24 protein-coding genes are annotated in these 23,872 nt (G+C 65.9%); 5 read left to right on the top strand and 19 right to left on the bottom strand.

Translation table 11 applies throughout. The annotated features are described in order from the left end of the window. Nucleotides 1-17: 17 nt before the first annotated feature. Together ABD059_RS12140 and ABD059_RS12135 are read left to right on the top strand one after the other, a co-directional pair. Nucleotides 18-959 (top strand): metal ABC transporter permease, encoded by a 942-nt coding sequence (locus ABD059_RS12140; protein ID WP_343880577.1) that lies wholly within the window; start codon nt 18-20, stop codon nt 957-959. Continuing rightward, nucleotides 910-1,314 (top strand): Fur family transcriptional regulator, encoded by a 405-nt coding sequence (locus ABD059_RS12135; protein ID WP_343880352.1) that lies wholly within the window; start codon nt 910-912, stop codon nt 1,312-1,314. The genes ABD059_RS12140 and ABD059_RS12135 overlap by 50 nt, the downstream gene beginning before the upstream one ends. Here the strand turns inward: ABD059_RS12135 and ABD059_RS12130 are convergent. The 18 genes from ABD059_RS12130 to ybaK form a co-directional block, all read right to left on the bottom strand. Further along, entirely contained in the window at nt 1,311-3,044 is a 1,734-nt protein-coding gene (locus tag ABD059_RS12130; protein ID WP_343880350.1) for an IlvD/Edd family dehydratase, read from the bottom strand. The two genes, ABD059_RS12135 and ABD059_RS12130, sit on opposite strands and share 4 nt — an antisense overlap. Further along, a complete protein-coding gene (locus ABD059_RS12125; protein WP_343880575.1) occupies nt 3,041-4,201 on the bottom strand; it encodes an acyl-CoA dehydrogenase family protein in 1,161 nt (386 codons plus the stop codon). Before ABD059_RS12125 ends, ABD059_RS12130 begins: the two co-directional genes overlap by 4 nt. A gap of 59 nt (nt 4,202-4,260) precedes the next feature. Further along, a complete protein-coding gene (locus tag ABD059_RS12120) occupies nt 4,261-5,454 on the bottom strand; it encodes a CaiB/BaiF CoA transferase family protein (RefSeq protein WP_343880348.1) in 1,194 nt (397 codons plus the stop codon). Next, nucleotides 5,447-6,346: a fumarylacetoacetate hydrolase family protein gene (locus ABD059_RS12115; protein ID WP_343880346.1), complete on the bottom strand. Its 900-nt coding sequence runs from the start codon at nt 6,344-6,346 to the stop codon at nt 5,447-5,449. Before ABD059_RS12115 ends, ABD059_RS12120 begins: the two co-directional genes overlap by 8 nt. Before the next feature lie 68 nt (nt 6,347-6,414). Continuing rightward, nucleotides 6,415-7,188: an SDR family oxidoreductase gene (locus ABD059_RS12110; protein ID WP_343880344.1), complete on the bottom strand. Its 774-nt coding sequence runs from the start codon at nt 7,186-7,188 to the stop codon at nt 6,415-6,417. Continuing rightward, complete coding sequence (locus ABD059_RS12105; protein ID WP_343880342.1) at nt 7,188-8,120, bottom strand: dihydrodipicolinate synthase family protein; 933 nt, start codon at nt 8,118-8,120, stop codon at nt 7,188-7,190. Before ABD059_RS12105 ends, ABD059_RS12110 begins: the two co-directional genes overlap by 1 nt. Continuing rightward, on the bottom strand, nt 8,117-9,355 hold the full coding sequence (gene lhgO, locus ABD059_RS12100) for an L-2-hydroxyglutarate oxidase (protein WP_343880340.1): 1,239 nt from the start codon (nt 9,353-9,355) through the stop codon (nt 8,117-8,119). Before lhgO ends, ABD059_RS12105 begins: the two co-directional genes overlap by 4 nt. Next, on the bottom strand, nt 9,352-10,614 hold the full coding sequence (locus ABD059_RS12095) for an MFS transporter (protein ID WP_343880338.1): 1,263 nt from the start codon (nt 10,612-10,614) through the stop codon (nt 9,352-9,354). Before ABD059_RS12095 ends, lhgO begins: the two co-directional genes overlap by 4 nt. Beyond that, nucleotides 10,611-12,782, bottom strand: coding sequence for a TRAP transporter permease (locus tag ABD059_RS12090; RefSeq protein WP_343880336.1), 2,172 nt, complete (start codon nt 12,780-12,782; stop codon nt 10,611-10,613). The genes ABD059_RS12095 and ABD059_RS12090 overlap by 4 nt, the downstream gene beginning before the upstream one ends. Then, nucleotides 12,779-13,300: a hypothetical protein gene (locus tag ABD059_RS12085; RefSeq protein ID WP_343880334.1), complete on the bottom strand. Its 522-nt coding sequence runs from the start codon at nt 13,298-13,300 to the stop codon at nt 12,779-12,781. The genes ABD059_RS12090 and ABD059_RS12085 overlap by 4 nt, the downstream gene beginning before the upstream one ends. A 6-nt stretch (nt 13,301-13,306) precedes the next feature. Beyond that, complete coding sequence (locus ABD059_RS12080) at nt 13,307-14,326, bottom strand: TAXI family TRAP transporter solute-binding subunit (protein WP_343880332.1); 1,020 nt, start codon at nt 14,324-14,326, stop codon at nt 13,307-13,309. Next, nucleotides 14,323-15,012, bottom strand: coding sequence for a carboxymuconolactone decarboxylase family protein (locus ABD059_RS12075; protein ID WP_343880330.1), 690 nt, complete (start codon nt 15,010-15,012; stop codon nt 14,323-14,325). Before ABD059_RS12075 ends, ABD059_RS12080 begins: the two co-directional genes overlap by 4 nt. Continuing rightward, nucleotides 15,005-15,742, bottom strand: coding sequence for an SDR family NAD(P)-dependent oxidoreductase (locus tag ABD059_RS12070; protein ID WP_343880328.1), 738 nt, complete (start codon nt 15,740-15,742; stop codon nt 15,005-15,007). Before ABD059_RS12070 ends, ABD059_RS12075 begins: the two co-directional genes overlap by 8 nt. 158 nt (nt 15,743-15,900) lie before the next feature. Continuing rightward, nucleotides 15,901-16,596 (bottom strand): GntR family transcriptional regulator, encoded by a 696-nt coding sequence (locus tag ABD059_RS12065; protein ID WP_343880326.1) that lies wholly within the window; start codon nt 16,594-16,596, stop codon nt 15,901-15,903. A gap of 131 nt (nt 16,597-16,727) precedes the next feature. Further along, complete coding sequence (locus tag ABD059_RS12060; RefSeq protein ID WP_343880324.1) at nt 16,728-17,279, bottom strand: NAD(P)H-dependent oxidoreductase; 552 nt, start codon at nt 17,277-17,279, stop codon at nt 16,728-16,730. After that, the gene (locus ABD059_RS12055) at nt 17,276-18,334 is read right to left on the bottom strand and encodes an LLM class flavin-dependent oxidoreductase (protein WP_343880322.1); all 1,059 of its coding nucleotides are present in this window, start codon (nt 18,332-18,334) and stop codon (nt 17,276-17,278) included. The genes ABD059_RS12060 and ABD059_RS12055 overlap by 4 nt, the downstream gene beginning before the upstream one ends. A 4-nt stretch (nt 18,335-18,338) precedes the next feature. Then, nucleotides 18,339-18,749, bottom strand: a complete 411-nt coding sequence (locus ABD059_RS12050) for a winged helix-turn-helix transcriptional regulator (protein ID WP_343880320.1) — start codon at nt 18,747-18,749, stop codon at nt 18,339-18,341. An 84-nt stretch (nt 18,750-18,833) separates the two neighbouring features. After that, the gene (gene ybaK, locus ABD059_RS12045; RefSeq protein ID WP_343880318.1) at nt 18,834-19,331 is read right to left on the bottom strand and encodes a Cys-tRNA(Pro) deacylase; all 498 of its coding nucleotides are present in this window, start codon (nt 19,329-19,331) and stop codon (nt 18,834-18,836) included. A gap of 158 nt (nt 19,332-19,489) precedes the next feature. Between ybaK and ABD059_RS12040 the strand changes: the two genes are divergently transcribed. Beyond that, the gene (locus ABD059_RS12040; protein ID WP_343880316.1) at nt 19,490-20,032 is read left to right on the top strand and encodes a hypothetical protein; all 543 of its coding nucleotides are present in this window, start codon (nt 19,490-19,492) and stop codon (nt 20,030-20,032) included. A 123-nt stretch (nt 20,033-20,155) separates the two neighbouring features. On the opposite strand, the gene ABD059_RS12035 is transcribed toward ABD059_RS12040, so the two are convergent. Beyond that, nucleotides 20,156-22,267 carry an acyltransferase family protein gene (locus ABD059_RS12035; RefSeq protein ID WP_343880314.1) on the bottom strand — a complete coding sequence of 704 codons (2,112 nt, stop codon included), beginning with the start codon at nt 22,265-22,267 and terminating at the stop codon, nt 20,156-20,158. A 145-nt stretch (nt 22,268-22,412) separates the two neighbouring features. Between ABD059_RS12035 and ABD059_RS12030 the strand changes: the two genes are divergently transcribed. Further along, nucleotides 22,413-22,622, top strand: coding sequence for a hypervirulence associated TUDOR domain-containing protein (locus ABD059_RS12030; RefSeq protein ID WP_343880312.1), 210 nt, complete (start codon nt 22,413-22,415; stop codon nt 22,620-22,622). Nucleotides 22,623-22,625: 3 nt separating this feature from the next. Beyond that, nucleotides 22,626-23,858 carry an NAD(P)/FAD-dependent oxidoreductase gene (locus ABD059_RS12025; RefSeq protein WP_343880310.1) on the top strand — a complete coding sequence of 411 codons (1,233 nt, stop codon included), beginning with the start codon at nt 22,626-22,628 and terminating at the stop codon, nt 23,856-23,858. Nucleotides 23,859-23,872: the final 14 nt, after the last annotated feature.

The following is a 23,872-nucleotide window of genomic DNA, read 5'->3' as shown; positions in this document are numbered from 1 at the left end:
GGGATACGTTCGCCGCCATGCTCAACAGCTCGCTGATGCAACGAGCCCTCATCATCGCTGTCCTGGTAGGAACGGCAGCGCCCGTGATCGGAACCTACCTGGTGCAACGCAGGCTGGCCCTCCTCGGTGATGGCATCGGACATGTCGCACTCACTGGCGTAGCCATGGGCTGGCTGGCAGGTGCCGCCGCCGGCAGCGACTCGGTAGAAGTGTGGGCCGTACCAGGAGCGATCATCGCCTCCATCGCGGGCGCCCTCCTGATCGAATACGTTCGGGAGAAAGGCAAAAGTAGCGCTGACGTGGCCCTTGCTCTGCTGTTCTACGGCGGAATCGCGGGCGGAGTGCTCCTCATTGGCTTTGCGGGGGGCACCTCGGCGAACCTGACCGGCTACCTATTCGGCTCAATATCGACGGTGGATCAACTGGATGTCTGGCTGACTGTAGGCCTTTCAGCGCTGATCCTCGGAGTCGGCCTGGGCCTTCGTCCTGCTCTTTTTGCACTCTGCAACGACGAGGAATTCGCCCGGGCAAGCGGACTCCCTGTCCGTGCGTTGAACATCCTGGTCGCGGTCACTGCTGCACTGACCGTCGCAATCTCCATGCGGGTAGTTGGCGTCCTCCTCGTGTCGGCGCTCATGATCGTCCCGGTAGCTATCGCCCAGCTGATCGCTACCTCATTCCGAAACACGATGGGACTGGCAATGGGCATTGGAGGCACCGTTTGCGTGATGGGACTGTCCATCACCTACTTCTATCCACTGTCCCCGGGCGCGATGATCACCGTGCTTTCCATTGGTTTCTACGCGCTGTTGGCAGTCCTACTGCCGATGATTCGCCCGTCTGATCGACGCGCAAACCCTCACAAAGCGGAGGGAGGAACCTCGCGAATTGAGGAAGGAATGATGAGCCATGCGCACCACCCGTCGGCGCACCGCACTCATGGACCTACTGCAAAATAGCGACCGGTTCCAGTGTGCCCAGGAGCTCCACTCCACCCTGTCCAAACAGGGGGAATCGCTGGCTCTGTCGACGGTCTACCGCGCGTTACAGCAATTCGTTGAAAGCGGAGAGGTCGACGTGTTCCACTCCCATGACGGTGAGGCTCGGTACCGCCGCTGTCATCGAACGGATCACCACTGCCACTTGATCTGCCGCAGCTGCGGGAGAACCGAGGAACTGGATGCAGAAGCGATCAGTAACTGGGCTGCCGAACTGAGCCGCGACTCAGGGTTCGCCGATGTTTTCCAGGTGACCGGGATCGTCGGAGACTGCAAAGATTGTGTTGGGCAAGAAGCCGGTCTGCCCGAGATCTAGGCCTGCAGGAATCGGAAGTCGCAGCCCTCGTCTGCCTGCGTTACCTCGGTGACGAACAGCTTCCGGTAGCCACGCTCCGGAACGGCTGGTGCCGCGGGACCTATCGCCTCTTCTCGCCGCGCCAGCTCCGCATCGGATACCTCTACCTGGATCAACCGGCGGCTGACACTCAACGTGATCGTGTCACCGGTCTGCACCAGCCGCAACGGTCCGCCCACTGCTGACTCCGGTGTTACATGCAGTACGACGGCGCCAGCGGCAGTGCCGGACATCCGGCCGTCCGAGATTCGCACCATGTCGCGCACCCCCCGCGAGGCAAGCTTCTTCGGGATCGGCAGATACCCCGCTTCGGGCATCCCAGGCGCTCCAACTGGTCCGATGTTCATCAACACCAGGACCGAATCGGCGGTGACCTCCAGTTCGGGATCATCGATCCGCGCCGCCAAATCGGCAGTGTTCTCGAACACCACCGCAGGGCCGGTGTGCTCCAGCAGCGCGGGAGATACGGCAGCCTGTTTGATGATCGCCCCACCCGGTGCCAGGTTTCCACGCAGGAACGCAAGGCTGCCTTCCGGGTAGACCGGGTTCGACAGCTGCCGGATGATGTCTTGCGGGAAGCCGGGGCCGGCGTCGTCAATCTCTTCACCGAGCGTCCGACCCGTCACCGTCGGCACCTCCCGGTGAATCAGCGACCCCAGCTCCCGCAGCACCGCGGGAACCCCGCCGGCACGGTGGAAGTCCTCCATGTAGTACTTCCCGGACGGCTTCAGATCCACCAGCACAGGGGTCTCCGTGCTCATCCGGTCCAACTGCTCCAGCGACAACCGGATCCCCAATCGACCCGCAACCGCGGTCAGGTGGATGATCGCGTTCGTCGAGCCACCGATGGCCAGCAGTACCCGCAACCCGTTCTCGAATGACTCTTGGGTGAGGATGGTGTCCATCTTCGTGCCAGCCGCCGCCAGGGCAACAGCCTGCGTCCCGGTCGCCTCAGCGATCCGCACCCGGTCGGCCGTAACAGCGGGAGCCGACGCCGAACCCGGCATCGCGATTCCCATCGCCTCGGTCAGGCAGGCCATGGTGCTGGCCGTGCCCATCACCGAGCAGGTACCGACGCTGCCGACCAGCCGCGAGTTCACGTCGTCGATCTCTGGTTTGGAGATCTCCCCGCCCCTGAACCTGCCCCAGAACGCCCGGCAGTCGGTGCACGCACCCACCCGCTCGCCCCGATACCCGCCGGTCAGCATTGACCCGGTCACCAGCGAAATCGTCGGCACCCCGGCCGAGGCCGCACCCATCAGCTGGGCGGGCACGGTTTTGTCGCAGCCGCCGATCAGCACGACGGCGTCCATCGGCTGGGCCCGGATCATCTCCTCCGTGTCCATCGACATCAGGTTCCGCAGGAACATGCTGGTGGGTTGCGAGAAGCTCTCGTGGATGGAGATGGTGGGAAAGTCCACCGGCAACCCGCCGGCGAGCATCACCCCGCGCTTCACCGCCTCCAGCAGCGTCGGCATGTTGCCGTGGCACGGGTTGAACCCGCTGCCGGTGTTGAGGATTCCGATCACCGGCCGGTCCAGGGCGTCGTCGGAATACCCGGCACCCTTGATGAACGCCTTCCGCAGGAACATCGAGAACTCGGCGTCCCCGTAGGTGGTCAGGCCCTTGCGGATGCCGGTGGCGGGAATACCGCCGGGAGCTGAAGACGCGCGGGCAGCTGCCTCGCTCACCGGAACGCGGGGACGCCGGTGATGTGGTTGCCCAGGATCAGGGTGTGCACCTCGTCGGTACCCTCATAGGTCCTGACGCTCTCCAGGTTGTTCGCGTGCCGCAGCGGCGAGTAATCCAGGGTGACGCCGTTGCCGCCGAGCATCGCGCGCGCCTCACGGCAGATCGCAATTGCCTCGCGGCAGTTGTTCAGCTTGCCCACCGAGATCTGGTACGGCTGCAGGGTCCCGGCGTCCTTCAACCGGCCCAGCTGCAGCGCGAGCAGTGTGCCCTTGTTGATCTCCAACGCCATGTTCACCAGTTTCTCCTGCGTCAGCTGGTAACCGGACAGGGGCTTCCCGAACTGCAGCCGCTCCTGCGAGTAGGCCAGCGCGGTGAGGTAGCTATCGCGGGCAGCACCCATGGCGCCCCAGATAATCCCGTAACGCGCCTCATTCAGGCACTCGAACGGGCCGCGCAGCCCCTTGGCGTTCGGGAGCATCGCGCTTTCCGGCAACCGAAGGTCGGTCAGGGTGATATCGCACTGGATGGAAGCCCGCATGGAGAGCTTCTGCTTGATCGGCGTCGCCACGAACCCTGGGCTGTCGGTGGGCACCACGAACCCGCGGACGCCGTCGTCGGTCATCGCCCAGATGATCGCCAGCTTCGCCACCGAAGCCAGGCCGATCCAGCGCTTGGCGCCGTTGAGGATCCAGTCGGACCCGTCGCGCTTCGCGAACGTCTGCATGGCGCCGGGGTCGGACCCGGCAGTCGGCTCGGTCAGCCCGAACGCGCCGATCGCGGTCCCGGCGGCCATCTGCGGCAGCCACTCGGTCTTCTGCTCCTCCGAGCCGTGCTTGTAGATGGCGCTCATCGCCAGCGACCCCTGCACGGAAACGAAGGTCCGCAGACCCGAGTCGCCGGCCTCCAGCTCCATCGCCGCCAACCCGTACTCGACCGACGACTTCCCGGGGCAGCCGTAGCCCTTGAGGTGCATGCCGAGCAGGCCCAGCTCGGCCATCTGCGGGACGATCTCCATCGGGAAGACGGCGTCGTCGTACCACTGGGCGATGTTCGGTTTAATCTCGGTATCCACGAACGACCGCACGGTCTCGCGGAGACTGATTTCCTCGGGGGAGAGGAGCGATTCGATACCGATCAGGTCTGACATGTCAGTCATGGTGCTGCTTTCAACGGTTGAGGAAGTCATGGTTGAGGAGGTCACTGGGGATCCTGCTTTCACTGTAGATGGTGCAACGCTGGAACGGCGGGGAGGTCAAAGGCGGCGCCATTGTGCTCGCCCAACAGGGGCGGCGGACGCCGGTACCGGGCGGGGGTCCCGGAGAGGTGGATAGGGTTGGCGACCTGTTGGCTGGTCCGCGACCCGTCAGCATTGGCGATCTCGACGACGGGGGCGAGACCCAGCGTGTCAGCCAGTTCCAGGGCCTCGACAATCGAGTTCACCTTCCCGGCGGGCACACCGGCGATACTGAGCAGCTCCGACCAGTCAGCGGCGGACTTCGATCCCAGTTGTTGTTCCAGCAGGGACTTCAGCACCACCCGGTTGGCCACCCGGCTCGAATTCCCGGCGAACCGCTCATCGCTGGAGAGCTCGGGCACCCCGAGCACCCGGACCAGCCCGGCGAACTGCTTGTTGGTCCCGACGGCGACGGCCAGCGGACCATCAGCGGTCCGCAGCGTCTCGTACGGCGCGATGCTCGGGTGCGCGTTGCCCATCCGCTGCGGGGATTCGCCGGTGGCCAGCGTGCTCGACGCCTGGTTCACCAGCCCCGACAGCAGCGACGACAGCAGGTTCACATCCACCCGTTGGCCCACCCCAGTCTGTTCCAGCGACCGCAGGGCGGCGAGGATCCCGACGACGGCGTTCTGCCCGGTCACGACATCCACCAGGGCCACGCCGACCTTGCTCGGCTCCGAATCGAGCCCGCCGGTGACGCTCATCAGCCCGCCGACGGCCTGCACCAGCAGGTCATAGCCGGGCAGGTGTGCACCGGCGGCGCTGCCGAACCCGGTGATGGAGCAGTAGATCAGGTCCGGCCGCCGGTCCTGGAGGGAGTCGTAGTCCAGCCCGAACCGCTCCATGATGCCGGGCCGGAAGTTCTCGATCACGACGTCGGCCGTCAACGCGATCTCCAGCGCCGCCGCCTGTCCCTCGTCAGTGGTCAGGTCGCACACCACCGAGCGCTTGTTGCGGTTCACGCTGGAGAAATAGGTGCCCACCCCGTACTCGTCCACCGGCGGTGTCCAGCTGCGGGTGTCGTCGCCGGAGGGGCTTTCCACCTTGATCACGTCGGCCCCGAAATCGGCCAGCATCATCGAGGCAAACGGCCCCGCGAGCACCCGGGAGAAGTCGGCCACCTTGATGCCATCAAGGGGGCCCGCCCGTAATCCGTTGTCGGAGGAGTTATTCACTGACGCCACTGCCTTCCTGAGGAGCTCCCTGAACAGACGCAGCTTCCTGGTCGACCACCGGGTTGCTGAGCACACCGACGCCGGGGATGCGGCATTCCGCCACGTCGCCCGCCCTGATGTGCACGGCGCCGGGCGTGCCGGTGGAGATGATGTCACCCGGGTAGAGCGGCATCACCTTGCTGTGGAAGCTGACCAGATACTCGGGGGAGTACCTCATGTTGCCGACCACGTTGCTGCGGTGCACCTCGCCGTTGATCACGGTGGACACCTCGACGGCGGCCAGCGATCCGGAGTCGTCCGCGACCTCCGCCAAGGGCACAATCTCCGGTCCGAAGGAGAAGAAGCCGGGGAAGTTCTTGGACCGGGTCAGGAACCGGGGGTTCTTCTCCAGGATGTCCTCGGCGGTCTGGTCCAGCAGGGTGACGACGCCGGCCACGTAGGACAGCGCGTCCTCCGGCTCCACGTCGCGGCAGTAGCTGCCGATGACTAGGCCCAGCTCGGCCTCGGCGGTGGTCCGCACACTCTGGTGCGGGATGGTGATGTTCTCGCCCGGGCCGATGATGGTGTGATCGCCCTTGATGAACGACGCCGGCTCGTCCGGGACGCCCTCGGACAGATCGGACGCGTGCTCCACATAGTTCAGGCCGATGCCCCACAGCATCCGGGGATGCCGGTACGGGGCGCCGAAGGTTACCGAATCGCGGTCACGGAACACCGCGGTGTCCGCGGACTCGGCGAAGGACTCCAGCTTCCCGAGCGAATCGGTGGCCAGCAGCTCCAGCAGGTCACCGGTGAAGCCGGGAATGAGGTCGCGGACCAGTGCGACACCGCGCACGGGGTGGATCACTGCGGCAAGTTCGTGGCCGCATTCGCGGACTGAGGCCAAATGCATGGACGGCGCTTCTTTCTGTTCAGGTGCAATCAGGTCAAAAGTTTCAATAACGTCAGGAACAGCAGGGGCTAGTACGCGCGGACCAGTCCGCCGTCGCAGCGGATCTGCTCACCCGTGACGTAGGCGGCGGGGATGCTGGCAAGGAACGCGACGACGGCACCGAACTCCTCGGGCGCACCGTACCGTCCGGCGGGAATAGTCTTCTCGGACGCGGCGCGGGCCTCGTCGGGGGTGCTGCCGGTCCGCTTCGCCGCTGCGGCGTCGAGGGACGCCACCCGGTCCGTGTCGATCCGGCCGGGAAGCACCATGTTCACGGTGACGCCGTCGGCTGCGACCTCGGCGGCGAGGGTCTTCAGGTAGCCGGCCAGCCCGGCCCGGCCAATGTTGGAGAGCGCCAGGTTCGGCAGCGGCTGCTGTACGCCGCTGGACCCGACGGCGACGATGCGTCCCCAGCCGCGCTCGCGCATGCCGGGCAGCACCAGATTGGTCAGCCGCATGTGCTGCAGCAGCAACTGGTGCACGGCGGCGAGGGCCTGTTCGTCGCTGACGTCGGCTGCGCCGCCGGGAGGCGGGCCGCCGCTGTTGAGGATCAGCACATCGATCGGGCCGAAGGCCTTCTCGGCCGCTTCGACGAGCGCGGCGGGGGCGCCGTCGTCGGTCAGGTCCATCGCGAGTCCGACGGCTGAGGGCAGCCTGGCCGCTTCAGCCTGCACCACGTCCTCGCGGCGGGCGGCGAGCACCACGTTGGCGCCCTCGTCGGCCAGCGCCTGCGCGATAGCCAGGCCGATGCCCGAGCTTGCGCCCGGCACCAACACGTTCTTCCCTTTGAGTCCGGTATCCATCAGGCAATCTCCTTCACAGCATCAAGGTGGGCGTCGATCATGTCGGCGAGGGCCGGCGGCAACGAGGGGGAGGGCGGGCGCACCGCGGCGTCGGCGATGATGCCGCGGCGGCGCAGGATCTCCTTGCGGAGGGCTAGCCCAATGCCGGGCTGGCCCTCGAAGTTGGCCAGCGGAAGCCACGGGGCAAACGCGGTGCGGGCGGCCGGGAAGCCGCCGTCGTTGAACGCGGTCAGCGCGGCCTGCAGCCCTTCCGGGTGGGAGAACCCGGTCATGGCCCCGGCGGCACCGGCGGCGAGTTCATCGAGCAGCCCGACGCCGCCCAGCCCGCCGAACACCGGCACCGTGGTGGCCGCGGTGAGCGCGGCGATGGGGACAGCGGTCGGGGGTGCTTCGGACTTCACGGCGCTGATGAAGGGGCACAGCTGAAGCACGCTGAGGATCTGCGTGGCGCTGATCTTCACGCCGGAGGCCACCGGGTAGTCCTGCAGCACAATCCCGGCACCCGTGTCAGCGGGGATGACCTCGTTGATCGCCGTCAGGTGTGCGGCGAGCAGCTCGGGGTTGGCGCTGTTGGCCTGCACCATCAGCGCGCCGAGGTTGCTGCCGGCAGCGGCGACAGCGGTGCGTGCCTGCTCGACGGCGACCGCCGTCGACCGTGCCGACAGGCCGACCACCAGCGGGGTGTCCCCGGCCTCCTCGGCGACGGTGGTGACAATCAGGGTCTGCTCGGCGGTGTCCAGGGTGACGCCTTCGCCGAAGACGCCGAGGACCACCATGCCGGTGGCGTTCAGCCCGGTGTAGAGGCGGACCTCGCTGCGGAGCGACTCGGTGTCGACGGCGAAATCACTGCCGCGAAAAGGCGTGGCCAGCACGCCCCAGAGGCCCCGGGCGAGCGGGGAGACGGTTGATTTGGTTACAGGGGAGGCAATCACAGGGCTGACGTGTCCTTTCGGTCGGAGTTGTTCTCAAGTGCCAGCGAGACAATGTGCTCCGCGATAGCGAGTGAGGAGGTGGCGGCGGGAGAGGGAGCGTTCCTGACGGACAGCACCGAGCCCTGCCGGGTGATCCGGAAATCATCCACCAGAGATCCGTCGCGGGTCAGCGCCTGGGCGCGGATGCCGCGGGGGCCGGGGACGACGTCGTCGGCGGTGATCTCAGGAACGTACTTGCGTGCCTCGGCGACGAACCGGCGCTTGCTCAGTGAACCGAGCATCTCGGCGGCACCGGTGCGCCAGTGCTGCTTCGCGAAGGACCTGAAGCCTGAGTACATGACCGCGTCCTTGAGATCCCGCAGTGAGATGGTGGACCACGTGTAGCCTTCGCGGGCCAGGGCGAGCACCGCGTTGGGGCCCACCATCACCTCGCCGTCGGTGGTGGGGGTGAGGTGGACCCCGAGGAACGGGTACCGGGGATCGGGCACCGGGTACACCAGACCGCGAACCAGATGCTTGCGTTCCGGGCGGAGTAGGTAGTACTCGCCGCGGAAGGGCACAATCTTGGGGTCGTCGTCGTCGCCGGCGAGCTTCGCCACCCGGTCCGCCTGCAGCCCGGCGCAGACGATCACCATGTCGTAGGCGGCGGAGGTTTCGGCGCCGCGATGCTTGCCCGTGACCACCGTCTGCCCGGAGCGTTCGGTCAGCGCGGTGACCTCAAAGTCGGTGTGGACGCTGCCACCGGCGGCCTCGACGTCCATGGCCAGGGAGCGGGTGATGGCGCCGTAGTCGACGATCGCCGTGTGGGGTGAGTGCAGCCCCGAGGTGCCCTTGACGTGGGGCTCGAGTTCCAGCAGTTCGGCTTGGTCGATGAGGCGGACTCCGGGGACCCCGTTGGCGACGGCTCGCTCCATGATGTCGTCGAGCCGGCCTTCCTCGACCGGGTTGCGGGCGACGAGCACCTTGCCGCACTCGTCGTAGGGCAGCCCCTTCTCCTTGCAGTACTCCTTGAGCAGGTCCACGCCCTGCCGGCAGAGCTTCGCTTTCAAGGATCCGGGCGTGTAGTACAGCCCGGCGTGGACGACGCCGGAGTTTCGGCCGGTCTGGTGCCCGGCGAGGATGGGCTCCTTCTCAAGCACGGTGACCTCGGCATCGGGCTGGACCTGCAGCAACCGGCGGGCGACGGCGGCACCAACAATGCCACCTCCCACCACTGCGAAACGCGTGGGCGTCATCTCTTCTCCTCCATCGGGGTCAGGGTGTCAGTCGGGTCGGCGGTTCCCAGGGCCTCGGCCGTGAGTGTTTCCGCAGCGGTCAGTACCCGCGACCGGCGGATCATCCGCCGCGCCACCGTGAACGTCACGGCAGCCAGGGCAGCGACGACGGCGGCCGCCAACCAGGCGGTCTCATACGAGGTGGCTGCAGTCAGCAGCCCAAACAACAGCGGACCGGCCGCGGCGCCCAGGGACAGCCCGGTCTGGATGACTCCGGTGGCGGTGGCCGCGTTGGCCCGGTTGTCCCGGACCACTGCAAAGTGCACCAGGCCGGGCCAGGTCCAGCCAGCCCCGTAGGCCAGCAGCGCCCCGAGCACGAACAGCAGTGAACTGGTCCCCAGGGCGAGCAGCAGGTAACCGATCACGCCGAGGGCCAGCAGGTTGGTGATCAGTACCAGCGGGCTGCGCTGCGGATACTTGTCCATGGCGAGGCCGAGGATAATCCGGATCACCAGGCCCAGCAGCGCTGCGCCGGCGAACAACAGGCCAGCGGTGCCGGGCGCCATCCCGGATTCCACCGCCGAGTCCACCAGGAAGACGCCCAGCGAGGTGGCCGCCGCAGCAGCGAACCCCGCGCCCACACTCAGCATCACCAGGCCACCCCTCGGGGTGCCGCGATCAGCCTTCGGGGTTTCCCCCGGCTGGGTCGGCCGGGTGCCGGGTGCGCTGAAGAACGCCCAGACGGCAATGGCGATGGCCAGCAACGAGCCGAGCAGAAACGCGTACCGCCAGCCGACGGCGAGGGCGATCACCGGGACGGCGATCCCGGCGATCATCGAGGCCGCCGGAATGGACGACTGCTTGACGCCGAACGCCAATCCCAGCCGGTTCGGGTTGACCGCCCGGGAGATGCCGAGGTTCGCTGACGGCTGGGCCATGGCGTTGGCCAGCCCGCCGACAAACAGAGCGACGATCAGCAGGGCGAACGTCGGCGCCAGACCTGCACCAGCCAGCGCGACGGCGGCGAGGGTCGCCGAGGCGACCATGCCCTTCGCCGCACCAATCCGCTGGACCAGCCCGCCGATCGGGCGGGCCAGCACACCTGACACCGTGAAGAGGGTGGCGGCTGCCATCCCCATTTCGGCGGGTCCGATGTCCAGATCCCCACGGATCTGCACCGCCAACGCACCCAGCAGGAAGGCAGGAAGCACCCCTGTGGTGGTCACGGAGACGGCCTGCAGCATGGTGACTGCTGCATGCGTCGACGGTGCTTGGGTCATGAAGCGGCGGGACCCGTGGAAGTGGCCGGCGCCGTCGTTCCCGATGCCGAGCCAACTGAATCGGTCGGGTCTGCTTCCGCCAGCTCGGCGTCCGGATCATACGGATGCCGTTTCCGGCCGATCAGGTGCACCAGCACGCCGACGGCGATAATTGCCACGCCGATCCCGATGTTCACCGGATCGAGGGTGAGCAGCGGCAACGAGCCGATGGCCAGAATGACCCGTTCCGGCCAGCGGGCCGGTCCGAGCAGCCAACCGCCGGTGGCGACGGCCAACGCTGCCACCGCCAGGATGGAAACCGAGAACGCCAGCGCCACGGTGGCGACACCGCCCTGAAGTAGCAACCCGACTCCGGAGCCGGAGAGGACAAAGATGAACGGCACGAGGAACGCGGACAGGGTGTACCGCCAGGTGAGCCACATGGTCTTGATCGGTTTGCCGCCGGTGATCGCCGATGCGGCGAACGGTGAGAGCGCCGTGGGCGGCGACACCTCGCTGAGCACCGAGTAGTAGAAGATGAACATCGCCGCGGCGAAGCCGGGAACGCCCACGTCCTGCAGGGCGGGGCCGATGATCACCCAGGAGATGATGAAGCTCGCCGTGACCGGGACGGCCAACCCCAGCAGGATCACGGCGACGGCCGAGAAGATCGCGGTGAGCAGCAGGCTGCCGCCGGCAAAGTCGACGATGATGCTCGCCAGCTTCAGACCCAGACCGGTCAGGGTCATGATGCCCACGATCAGGCCCGCCGCCGCCATCACCGGGATGACGGAGAGGGCACCGGTGGCTCCCGTGGCCAGGGCATCGAAGATCTTCCGGGGAGTCATCCAGGACTCCCGGTCGAAGAAGCTCAGCACAAATGCGAGGCCGGTCGCGAACACCACGGCGCGGAACGGGGTCATGCCCAGGGCCATGAAGGCGACGATCGCGATCAGGGAGCTGAAGTGGTAGCCGAAACGCAGCAGCAGCTTGCCGACGGGCTTGATATCCATCTCCACGGCCTTGGTCTTGAACCGGCGGGCGTCCATCTCAATGGCGAGGATGATGCCGAAGTAGTAGAGCAGTGTGGGGATGGTGGCCCAGATCAGGACCTCCAGGTAGGACACGCCCAGCAGAGCGGCGATGATGAACGCCGCAGCGCCCAGGGTGGGAGGCGACATGATGGCACCGATACCCGCAGCGGCCAGAATGCCACCACCGTGCTCCTTCGGATAACCGGCCTTACGCAGCAGCGGCCAGGAAATGCCACCGAGGGTGACGGTGGTGGCCACGCCGGAACCTGAGACGGTACCCAGCAGGAAGCCCGCCAGGGTGACGGTCCGGCCGGGGCCGGACTTTGACTGGCCGAAGGCCGAGAAGGAGAGGTCGATGAAGAACTTGGTGGCACCCGAGGCGCCGAGCACTGCACCGTAAATGGTGAACAGGATGATGTAGGTGGCAGCGACGTCAGTCGGCACCCCAAAGATTCCCTGGGTACCCATCACGTTGTGGCCCACCAGCCGGATCCAGTCGAACGAGGAGGTGTTGAACGGCGCGGGTATGAAGGGACCCCAGTAGGCGTAAGCGAAGAACCCGATCACTACGAGGGGGACCAGGATGCCGACGGTGCGACGGGCGGCTTCCAGGACCACGAGGATAGCGATAATGCCCATGATCAGGTCGAGGTAGGTGGGGGTGATGGCTCGGCGGAAGAATGAGTCCCAGTCCGAGATGATGTAGGCGAACGGCACGATGGCCACGATCGCGAACACCCAGTCGAGCAGGTGCGGGTTGTCGGACCTGCCAGCTTCCTTGGCCTTCGCCGATCTGCCCCAGCCCCGATACACCAGGAAGGTCAGGGACAGGCCGATCATCAGGAACGCGGGCAGATAAAACTGCGTCGCCATCGGGTTGAACACCCAGTACAGCGCGAACAGCGACAGCCCGGCGCCGCCGACCTTGACCACCATGGCAGGAATACCTGCCAACTGGCGGGCGGGTTTCTCAGCTTCGAACTCGGCGATCAGCGCGTCTTCATCGATCTCGTCGCTGCGCTCGATGGGGTTGATCTCGGCGTCGTCGGGTATTCGCGCGTCGTCGCGGCGGCTCGGATCGATCGCCTGATCGGGGGTGGGGCGGTGCAGCTTGCCGGCCTTGACGGCGCCGTCGCCGTCAATTCGCTCGGTCATGGGGTCTCCTTGATGTCTAGCAGGATGAAGGGCTGATCGTCGTCGACCAGGTCCCACAGCGAAACGGGCGCTGTTCCGGGCAGGTGGAGGGTGCGTTCACCGAGATCGGTGGCGGCAATAGAGAGGTCAGTGAAGACGGCGGGGTGTGCTGGGTCGGGCTCGACCACATAGTTCCGCCGGTCTTGGGGGTCCGCGGGGGTGGGGGCGCCGGGGACACCGTAATACTCTTCGAGCACCGCGAGTTGGTCGGCGGCGATCTGGTGGAGCCGGAAACTGCCGTCGGGGAGGACCGTGTAACGTTCCTCAGCGATGGTTCCGTACAGCGAATTGCGGTAGCTGACCGCGAAAGTATCCCCGGGAAGGGGAACCGAGGCCAGCCCGCCGTCGTCGTTGGTGATCACGATGCTGCGCCCGGGGGCGTCCCGTTCAGGGACCCCCTGGGCGGCAACCGCGAACGCCCCACCGCCCAGCGTGCCAAGGCACACCAGGACGGCGACGACGACGGCAGGCTTGCGCATCAGTGGTTAGCCTGCATTTTCGTCAAAGTAAGCCTGGGCGCCGGGGCAGGTCTCGACGTAGGGGATGTCGCCTGCGGTAGCGGCATCCAGTTCGACGGCGGCGGGGTGCACCTGGGTGAGGGCTTCAACGTTGTCGAAGATCGCCGCGGTGATGTCCTGCTGCAGCTGCTCGTCCATATCCGGGCTGGCAACCAGGATGTTTGGCGAGGCGATGGCGGAGACTGCTTCGGTCTGGCCCTCGTAGGTGTCGGCGGGAATGTCTTCCTCGACGTAGTACTCGCCGTATTCAGTGGCGAGCTGGTCGGCGTATTCGCCGATGCTGAGGAGGTTCATGTCGCCGTCGCTGGCGAGGTCGATCAGCGCACCGGTGGGCAGGCCGCCGGACCAGAAGCCAGCGTCGATGGTGCCGTCCCGCAGGGCTGCGACGGTCTCAGCGGCGCCCAGCTGACGGCGTTCCACCCCTGATTCGGGGTCGATTCCGGCGGCCTCGAGGATGCGCAGGGCGGCGACCTCGGTAGCCGAGCCGGGAGCGCCGACCGAGACGACCTTGCCCTCCATGTCAGCGACACCCTCAATGCCGGTGCCATCAACGGTGACGGCCTGCATGAAGTTGTTGTACGTGTTGCCGAGTGAGCAGATCTCGATGGGGTTGCCGTCGAAGTCGTTGACCCCCTCGACGGCGTCGGAGACAACGTCACCGACGGCGAAGGCCAGCTGGGCTGAACCGTTCTCGATCAGGAGCATGTTGTCCACGGAGGCGTTGGTCTCCTGGACTGTGGCGTCGTAGCCCTCGATGTTCTCGCGGATCATGGTGGCGAAGCCGCCGCCGAGGGGATAGTAGACCCCGCCGGTGCCGCCGGTAGCGATGGACAGGGTGCCGCCGTCGGCACCGCCGCTGGCATCACCGCCCCCGCTTCCGCCGCCGCTGGTGTCGGGGCTGCCGCAGGCGGACAGGAACAGTGCGGGGACGGTGAGTGCCGCTGCGGCAAGCCGGACCCTGCGACGGTGCAGTGGTGAGGTGGTCATGGACGTTCTCCCTTGGTGGTGGTGTGCGATTGAGGGTGAGAATTGGGGGTGGCTGGCGCGCCGACGTCGCCAGCGGCGAGCAGCCCGGCCAGCGCCCGGTAGTAGCCCACCAGGATGGATAGCTCGGTGATGCCGTCGTGGCCGTGGTGCGCCAGCGCGGTTGCATGGTCAGCGTCGGACACGGTCCGTCCGTTGAGGAGGGCGGCGGTGAATGTCAGGGCCGAGAGTTCGTCGTCGGGTAGCCCAGCCGGCACGAATCCGCCACGGAGGTTTTCCAGTTCCGTCGCGGTGATGCCGACGCTGAGGGCTACCCGGCTGTGTGCATACCATTCGTAGGCTGAGCAGCGTTCGGCGGCAACGGCGCAGATCACCAGTTCACGGGCGCGGGCGGGCAGTTTCCCGCCAAACCTGAGTGCTGCGCCCAGCGCCTGCACAGCCTCGCCGATGTGCGGGGCGTACAGCAGCGCGTTGAAAGGCCCGGCCAGATGGCCGTCGTCGTCGACCACCAGGAAGGGGCCCCCGGCACGGGGTGGGCCGGCGATCGTGGTGTAGAGGGCGAGCTGGTCGTCGTCGAGCACTCCCGGCGCGAGCAACGGGAAGCGGCCGCCGTCGGCCTTCTCGGTCGGCTGGCCTTCGGTTGACTCCTGGTCAACCCATTTCTGCTCAGCGCCTTCTTGCTCAGACAAGGGTCCGCCCGCCGTCGACGTAGAGCACATGGCCGGTGACAAAGGCGGCCTGGCGGGAGGCGAGGAAGAGGGCGGGGCCGGTGAGGTCGCCGGTGGTGCCCAGCCGGCCGGCGGGGATGAGGGAGGTGTAGTGCTCACGGACGCCCGGTTTGTCCAGATGACCGCGGGTCAGGTCGGTTTCCACATAGCCGGGGGCGACGGCGTTCACCGTGACCCCATCGGCGGCCCATTCGCGGGCCATCACGCGGATCAGCTGGTTCAGGCCGCCCTTGCTGGCAGCGTACGGGCCGTGGTCCGGGTGGGCGAGGAGGCTCGACACCGAGGAACAGTACACCTGGCGCCCGTAACCGGCGGCGACCATGAGCTTCCCGGCGGCCCGGCCCAGACGGAAGGCGCTGGTGAGGTTGACGGTGATCATGCGATCCCAGTCGGCGTCGCTGGTGTCGAGGATAGGGACCCGGTGGTTGACGCCCACCGCGTGCACGAGGACGTCGAGTCCGCCGAGTTCGGCGGCCGCGCGGGCGATGGCGTGGTCGCACCCGGCCGTGGTGGAGAGATCCACCTCGAGGGGGTGCACCCGCGGGTCCAGGGAGGCGAGACCGGCCGGATTGACGTCGGCAACCACCACGCGGGCTCCCGCCTCGGCAAAGGCCTCGGCCAACGCACTGCCAATACCGCCAGCACCTGCGACCAGCACCCGTTGGCCACCCAGACCGAGCCAGTCACTCATGAAAGCGATCCCCGAAACTTGGCTGCTGACAGTTCGGTACCCCGGGCAACAAGGGTGCGAGCAGCAGTGAGGAGGGCGGCGGTGACCAGATCATTTGGATACTGTATCCAATTATCGGTCACAATGTAACAGGGGTCACAAAAATTACGTGATGGGAATCACTTTCCGTTCAGGAAAGTCCTGAGGGCGTCGACAGCATGGCTGCGGTGTTCGTTGAGTAGCGTGATGACCCGGTCGGCATCACGATCGGCGAAAGCATCGATGATGCGTCGGTGTTCGTCCTCGACCCGATGACGGTTGACCTCGTCGCCGTAGTACACGAACCGGTAGGTCTCGGTGGCATCCCACAGTACCTGGATCAACTTTTCGAGGCGCGGCATCCGGGCTGAGGTCACCATCAGAAAATGGAACCGCCGGTTCGCCTCGGTCATGGCCAGCAGGTCTCCGGCCGCGCTCGCCGTCTCCACCTCCCGGGCTGCCGCTCTCAGCTGGGTGACGACGCCGTCGTCGGACCTCCTGATTGACACCTGGACGGCCTCGGCCTCAAGGATTTCGCGGATGCGGTACACCTCAAGCAAGTCGGTGAGCGAGAGAGTGGCCACCTTGTAGCCGCGATGCGGTGCGTACACTACCTGCCCTTCGCCTTCCAGCACCTTGAAAGCCTCACGGAGGGGGACGCGGCTGACCCCGAAGCGTTCGGCGAGGGCGTCCTGGCGCAATGGCTGGCCGGGGAGCAGCTCGCCGGCGATGATGGCGCGGCGTAGTTGTGCAAGCACATAGGCCGGGGCTGTGGTGGGCCTACCGGGGTCGGTAATGGCGTCGTCGATCACGCTACACCGGGAGTCCGTAGGCAATTCTTCACCTGTATAACTCTAGCCGAATACCCGAAAGGCGATCAGCGGACCTCTTCCGGTGAGCAACCAGGACGCGGGGGGTCAAGGTGGACATTCGTGGTGTAGATTTCCCTATCCGATGTCCACCTTCCTCACCGAACTGTGGTGAGGCGCCGGAGACTGTCGATCACGTCCCCTAGCCCGACCTCGATCCGGCTGTACACCTCGGCGTTGAGCACCACATCGCCGTCGAAATCCCCGGAATTCGCGTAAAAGCCCACCGGCACGGTGGCGGCCTGAAAGAACCCGAACAGCGGACGCAGGGCGTGCTCGATGACGAGTGCGTGCCGGTCGCTGCCGCCCGTCGCCACCAGGATCACCGGTGTGTTGGTCAGCGCGTACTGGCCCACCAGGTCGAAGAAGTGCTTGAACATCCCCGCGTAGGAGCCCCGGTAGACGGGGGTGGCCGCGATGAGCAGGTCGGCCGACTCAACGGCTGCGAACTCCTCCTCGACCGACGGGTCCAGGCCCTCCCGCGACATCGCGCCGGTGAACGAAGGGCCGAGGTGGTAGACGTTGGTGTGGTGGACCTCAATGGCAAGTTTCTGCGAGAGCGACTCCGTAATGAGCTTGACCAGGCCCATGGTTTTTGAGCGTTGGGTAGGGCTGCCGTTGACGACGACGACGCGCAGGGGCCGGCTCATGCGTTCACCGATTCGCGGGAGGCAATCTCGGCGCGGATGACGGGCGCCACCTCGGAGCCCAGCCGTTCGATGGCCTCCAGGTGAGTCTGCTGCGGCACTCCGCCGAAGCCCATCTGGAAGACGGCGCGGGAGACGCCGTAGAGGTCGTGGTAGGTGAGCAGCTTGTCGATGATCTCCTGGGGGCTGCCCACCAGGAGGCCGCCCGCCGGGGAGGCTTGGGCCTCGAAGGCGTTCCGCGGCAGATTGAAACTGGCCCCACGCTGATGGTTGTTCTCGCCCAGACCGCGGGAGAAATAGGGGAAGAAGTCGTCGCGGGCGCTCTGGCTGGTCTTGCCGACCATGCCGTGGGCATTGATACTGATCCGCTGGCTGGAGGGGTCATGACCGGCGTCAACCGATGCCTGACGGTAGAGATCCACCGGACGCTCGAACTGGGTGATGGGGCCCAGCAGGAGGGCCAGCGCCAGGGGCAGGCCGAGCTGTCCCGTGCGGACCGCCGAGGCGGGGGTACCGCCGACGCCCACCCAGATAGGCAGGTCGCTGATCGGGCGGGGTGCGATGTCGGCGTTGACCAGCGGCGCGCGCAGGCTACCCTGCCAGGACACCGGATTTTCGGCGCGGATGGCCAGCAACAGGTCGAGCTTTTCCCGGAAGAGGTCGGCGTAGTCGCCCAGGTCGTACCCGAACAGGGGAAAAGACTCGGTATAGGACCCGCGGCCAGCGATGATCTCGGCCCGGCCTCCGGAAATGAGGTCAAGGGTGGCGAAGTTCTGGAACACCCGGACCGGGTCCTCGGAGCTGAGGACGGTGACGCCGCTGGTGAGCTGGATGTTCCTGGTGGCCATGGCTGCGGCCGCCAGGACCATGTGCGGGGCCGAGGCGACGAAGTCGGTGCGGTGGTGCTCGCCGACTCCGAAGACGTCGAGGCCCACCTCGTCGGCGACGCGGGCCTGCTCGATGGTCTGCTTCATCCGCTCCTCGGGGGAGGGCATGCGCCCGGTCGTCAGATCGGTGGTCAGCTCACCGAAGGTGAGAATGCCGAGTTCAAAAGCCATAGTTTTATCGTCCCTTGTTGAGGTGCTGGTCTGTGGGTGCCTGGTCGGCAGCTGCGGTTTGCTCGGTCGTCGCGTAGGCATGTCCCCACGACGTGATGTCCCGCAGGATGGGTAGCAGGGCCAGCCCGGCGACGGTGAGTGAGTAGCGCACGCGAATGGGACGCCCGTCCATGACTTCGCGCTGAATGAGCCCGTCGGTTTCAAGTTCACGGAGCCGCTTGGCGAGCATGGTGTCGCCGATGTGGGGGACAAAACGGCTGACGTCGGCGAAGCCGGTATTGCCCTTCCCGATCGCCTCGATGATGATGCCGCTCCAACGTCGCCCGATCACGTCCATCGCTGCAACGAAGGAGGGGCAAGCCCCGACGTCGGCCTCGGCGTGATGCGCGGGCACCGGGCTTTCCTGATCGCTCACGGTGCGCTCCCTTCGAAGATCTACTGCCGTTGCAGTAGTAACTACGTCAACTGGAGTGACTCGCAGACTATTCCCGGATACCCATCACGCGCGAGGCGTCAAGCCGGCGATGGGGGCGACCGTTGCGCTGATGGCCTGAATCAGGTCCACGGGTGCCAGCTCAATTTCGAATCCGCGTCGCCCGCCGGATACCAGAATGCTGGCAAAGTTCAGGGCGGACTCATCGACTACGGCCGGACTGGGTTGACGTTGCCCCACCGGGGAGATCCCACCCAGGACGTAGCCCGTCCGCCGCTGGGCACGTTTGGGGTCGGCGAGCGCCGCCCTCTTGCATCCGGTTGCGGCCGCGAGTGCCTTGAGATCGAGGGTACTGGAGACCGGGACGACGGCGACGGTGAGGGTTCCGTCCACATCCACCATGAGGGTCTTGAAAACGCGCCCCGGGTCGACGCCGAGGGCTTCCACTGCCTCCGCCCCGTAGCTGCCCGATCGAGGATTATGGGCGTAGCTCCGCACCGAGAACTGGACCCCGGCGGCGCTCAAGGCGACGGTCGCGGGAGTCGCCGGTGGTGTGCGGCTCATGCGGGAAGCCTATTCGATCCGGTTGCGATCGGGGGCCTGGGGGGCACCTTCGCTGGGGCCGCGGGCGACGCCAGTGTGCTAAACCCTCTGATAGTAAGTATGCTTAGGGAACAAGTTTTGCCGTTATTCAACGGAAATCTATTGGAGGAGTGATCACTATGGCTGGAAATCTACTGGCACGATCCGTTCACGATTTGAGTGCTGCCGCCTGGTTTGGTGGATCCCTGATGGGCGCCGTCGGCCTCAACGGTGCGGCCGCGGAGGCCAAGGACCCGAAAGAGCGCACCCGCCTGGCGACGGTGGGCTGGGCCAAGTGGAGCCCCATCCAGGCCGCAGCCTTCGGTGCCCACGCCATCGGCGGCGTCGGCCTGATCCTCGGCAATAAGGGCCGGGTCGCAGGACAGGACGGCGCACTGGCCAATACGGTCGTCAAGTCAGTCGTGACGGTCGCCGGCATGGGTCTGTCACTGTACGCCGGGATCCTGGGCAAGAAGGTGGGGGAACTCTCCGATGAGGGTGCGAAAGGCGCAACCGAACCAGGTGCCTCCAGCTCACCAGAACTGGCCGCAGCGCAGAAGCAGCTCAAGATCGTCCAGTGGGCACTGCCCGTGGTGAGCGGAGTGGTCATCGTTCTCGGTGCGCAGCAGGGCGAGCAGCAGCGCCCCACGAACCTGGTGAGCGGACTCATCAAGCGGCGCTAGGTAGGTCGCTGCACACATAGCGTGATCCGGCCGAAGTAGACCAGCCGGTATGGAGAGGGGCGGGGCCATCGGCTCTGTCCCTCTTCCTATGCCAGCTGGAGGCATGTCCTGCCTGGCCCGGCGTCAGCCCAAAGCGGCGTGGAAGCGCTCTTCGAATTGCGGCAGGGTTGTTCCGGTGTAGGAAATGGTGAGGTGATTGTCGTCCAGGTAAACGTAGACGTTGCCCACTACTGGGCTGCAGATCCCTGCGGGGCAGATCAGGTCGGTAAGGTCCATGAAGCGAAGCGCGCCGCCCGTTTCCTGCGCCGAGGGTACCGGTGCCGTCGCGGCGAGTTTCTCGCCGACCGGGAAGGTGCACTCGGCTGCGTCTGGACCGTGTTCCTCGATGCAGCTGATCATATTGACTTCGAATCTGGGGTTATCCCGCATTCCGATCACGGGGATGCCTGCTTCCCCGAGAAATTTGCTGGCCTCAGCGATGCCGGAGACCTCGCGCTCGGCAGTGGTTGCCTGATGGGAGATGGTCGCCATGGTGAACACAGCGTCGGGCTGCATTTTCAGCGCATAATCCGTCGCGGCGTCGTTGAACGTGTTGCAGGCCTCTGAACGGTTGTCGCTTTCCGCGCCGTAACTGCACCCACCCAGCAGCAGTGCCGTCACCTGGTAGTTGTTTCGCTGGGCCATCAGCTCGATGGGTTCCAGCCATTGCTCCGCGTGCGAGTCGCCGATGACCAGGATCTCTTTCGCCGGGGTCCCCTCCGCGGGGGTGAAGGAACAACCACGGACAGCTCGGTCGTTTCCCACCGGAAGGTGCTCGCCTTCGCACTTCTCCCCGAGCACCCCCCACTCCGCGTCGAGGCTGCCCAAATCCGGCAGCGGCGGCGAGTCACCCGTGGAGCGGTCCACGAAGCCGGGCAGCAGGGAATATGCGCCCGGGTTCTGTGTGTCGGATTGGCTGGCCAGGGCTTGAGCCTGGGCCCGCATGGTCCATTGCACGCTGGCAACGGAGACGGAGACCAGGGCAACGCAGACCGCGATGACTGCGAGGCTGCGTCTCCGGCTAGCCTCTACCCGGGGAAGGCTCCGCAGGGGGCGTTCGACAAACCGGGTGGTGAAGTACGCGAGGATGAGGGACAGGCCGATAATAGCCAGGCCCGCGACGGGTCCGACGGCGTCCTGTCCCCGATTGACGAGGTAAATGACCAGGACGGGCCAATGCCACAGGTAGAGCGCATAGGACAGGTCACCCATTTTCACCAGCGGACCCCAGGAGAGGAGCCGGTCAGCGCCGAAACGGCTTCCGGTCTGGCCCGCGGTGATAATCAGCCCCGCAGCGACGAGCGGCCAGAGGGCAACGAAACCCGGAAACTCGCCCTCGACGTCGACCAGGTAGCCAACGCTCAGCATCCCCGCCAACCCGATCCAGCCCGCCGCTACCGCTGCGGCCTGCGGCAGTTTCACATACGGCAGCACCAGTGCCAGCAGCGTTCCCAGCGCGAACTCCCACAGCCGGGCCCGGGTATCGAAATATGCGTAGGCCTGGTCGGCGTCGGTTTGATAGATGGAAAAGGCGAGCGACGCAACGAACAATGCGCCGAAGAACACTGCGGCCACCGTCTGGAACCGGACGCGAAGGCCTTTCGCCACCAGGCTCGCTGCCAGAAAGAGCAGCGGCCACAGCACAAAGACCTGGCCCTGGATGGAGAGGGACCAGAAGTGCTGCAGCGGGCTGGCCACGCTCGTGTCGGCGTAGTAGTCCACGGATTCGGACGCCAGCAGCCAATTCTGGACGTAGAACAGCGACGCCCACGACTGCTCCAGCACCATGCTCCAGCGGGCTCTCGGTAGAAAGAACAGGGAGGCGGCGATCGTTCCGACCAGGACCACGACGACGGCGGGCAGGAGGCGTTTGAACAGGTGCACCCAGTGCGCCAGCAGGGCGAAGGGAGCTCCCCGGTCGGCCTTCCGCGCGAATGTGAGAGTCATCAGGAACGCCGAAATGAGCAGGAAGATGTCCACGCCACCAGAGACCCGGTCAAACCAGATGTGATAGGTGACCACCATCAGGACCGCCAGCGCCCGAAGGCCCTGTACCTCGGGCCGGAACCCCTTACGCGTCGCCCGGGAAGAAGTCGCGGTCGCGGCCGGCGTCGTCACCCCGGACTCTGGGGCTGGGGCTGACGGGTGATCAGGGAGATGGCGACCGTGCACTGCTGTAGTCTCGCCGTCTTTCATGAAGTCCTCCGTCGTCGGTCAAGGTGATCCCCGCCTGCACGACAACGTGCGTCTAGTGGATTACATCTTTTCATAGGTCAATCTGGCAGGACTACACGGCAGAGGCCGTAGGCTGGTAAGCACACTGTCGATTGAAGGAGTCATTGTGGCGCTGACCAAGGGCACGAGCGTGGAATGGAACACCCCGCAGGGCACCACCCACGGAAAGATCGTGGAGAAGAAGACCAGTGATTTCCAGCTGGATGGCAATACCCATCGGGCCAGCGACGCCGAGCCACAGTACATTGTCGAGTCGGGCAAAACCGGTGCCCGGGCTGCCCATAAAGCCAGCGCCCTCACCGAGAAGTCAGACTAGCCCGTGGCCCCTGCCGCAGGTGATCCCAGACCGACCCGCCATCAAATAGTCATTATCGGCGGCGGAAATGCAGGAATTTCGCTCGCCGCACGGCTCCGAAGGTATGGCGCCAACGGCATCGCCGTGGTGGAGCCCAGCTCCCGGCATCTGTATCAGCCGTTGTTTTCCCATATTGCCGGCGGAACCGCCGAAGTGTCGGAGGCCACCAGGCCTCAGGCCTCGGTGATTCCTCGCGGCGTGACCTGGGTCAGGGACGCCGTCGTCGACATCGACGCAGCTCAGAACACGATCCACCTGGCCTCCGGTGACCAGATTCGCTATGACCAGTTGGTGGTCTGCCCCGGCATCCAGAAGGACTGGGATGCGGTACCGGGCCTGGCGGACGCTATGGCGTCGAAGTACGGGGCGTCCAATTACGAGATCGAGCTGGCACCCAAGGCCTGGGATCTGTTGCGTGATTTGCGGCGCGGAACGGTGGTGTTCAACCTGCCACCGGGGCCGCTCACCTGTGGGGGAGCGGCGCAGAAGCCGATGTACCTCGCCTGCGACTATTGGGCGCAACAGGGCGTGCTCAAGGACATCCGGGTGATTCTGGTGGTTCCCACCCCGACCGTGTTCACCGAGGCGGTGGCCAATAAGGAACTTGACCGCAAGATCGCCGAGTACGGTATCGAGGTGCGCTACGACAGTGAGATCACCGCCGTCGACGCCGTCGCACGTACCGTCACGGTGCAGGACCTCGGTGCGGAAAGCAGTCTCGGCGGCAGTGAGACAGTGGCCTACGATGTGCTTCACGCCGTCCCGCCGCAATCAGCGCCGGATTGGCTCAAGGCCACCGATCTGCCGAAGCCAGGGGATCCTTCAGGATTTGTCGAGGTAGACCCCGAGACGCTGCGGTCCATCAGGTATCCGGCCGTCTGGTCCCTCGGCGACGCGGCGGCTACCCTGAATTCCAAATCAGGCGCAGCCCTCCGCCAGCAGACGCAGGTGGTTGCCAAGAATTTGATGGCGGTGCTGAAGGGGAAAAGCGTCAGCGCGAAGTACAACAATTATTCGGCCTGCCCGTTCACGGTGTCGCGGTCCACGGTGGTGTTCTCGGAGTTCGACGACCAGTACCGGCCGAAGCCTTCCCTCCCGTGGAAAGGCATCATGCGGGAGCGCCGTGCCACTTTTGTGTTGGAGCGGCGCATCCTGCCGCGGGTGTATTGGAACCTGATCCTGAAGGGCCGGGCCTAAGGGGCTGGGTTGGG

This window comes from Arthrobacter flavus, from assembly GCF_039526005.1.
In the GTDB taxonomy this organism is placed as follows: domain Bacteria; phylum Actinomycetota; class Actinomycetes; order Actinomycetales; family Micrococcaceae; genus Arthrobacter_D; species Arthrobacter_D flavus.
Note: the sequence above shows the minus strand (reverse complement) of the source record. Positions and strands in the feature narration are given on the sequence as shown.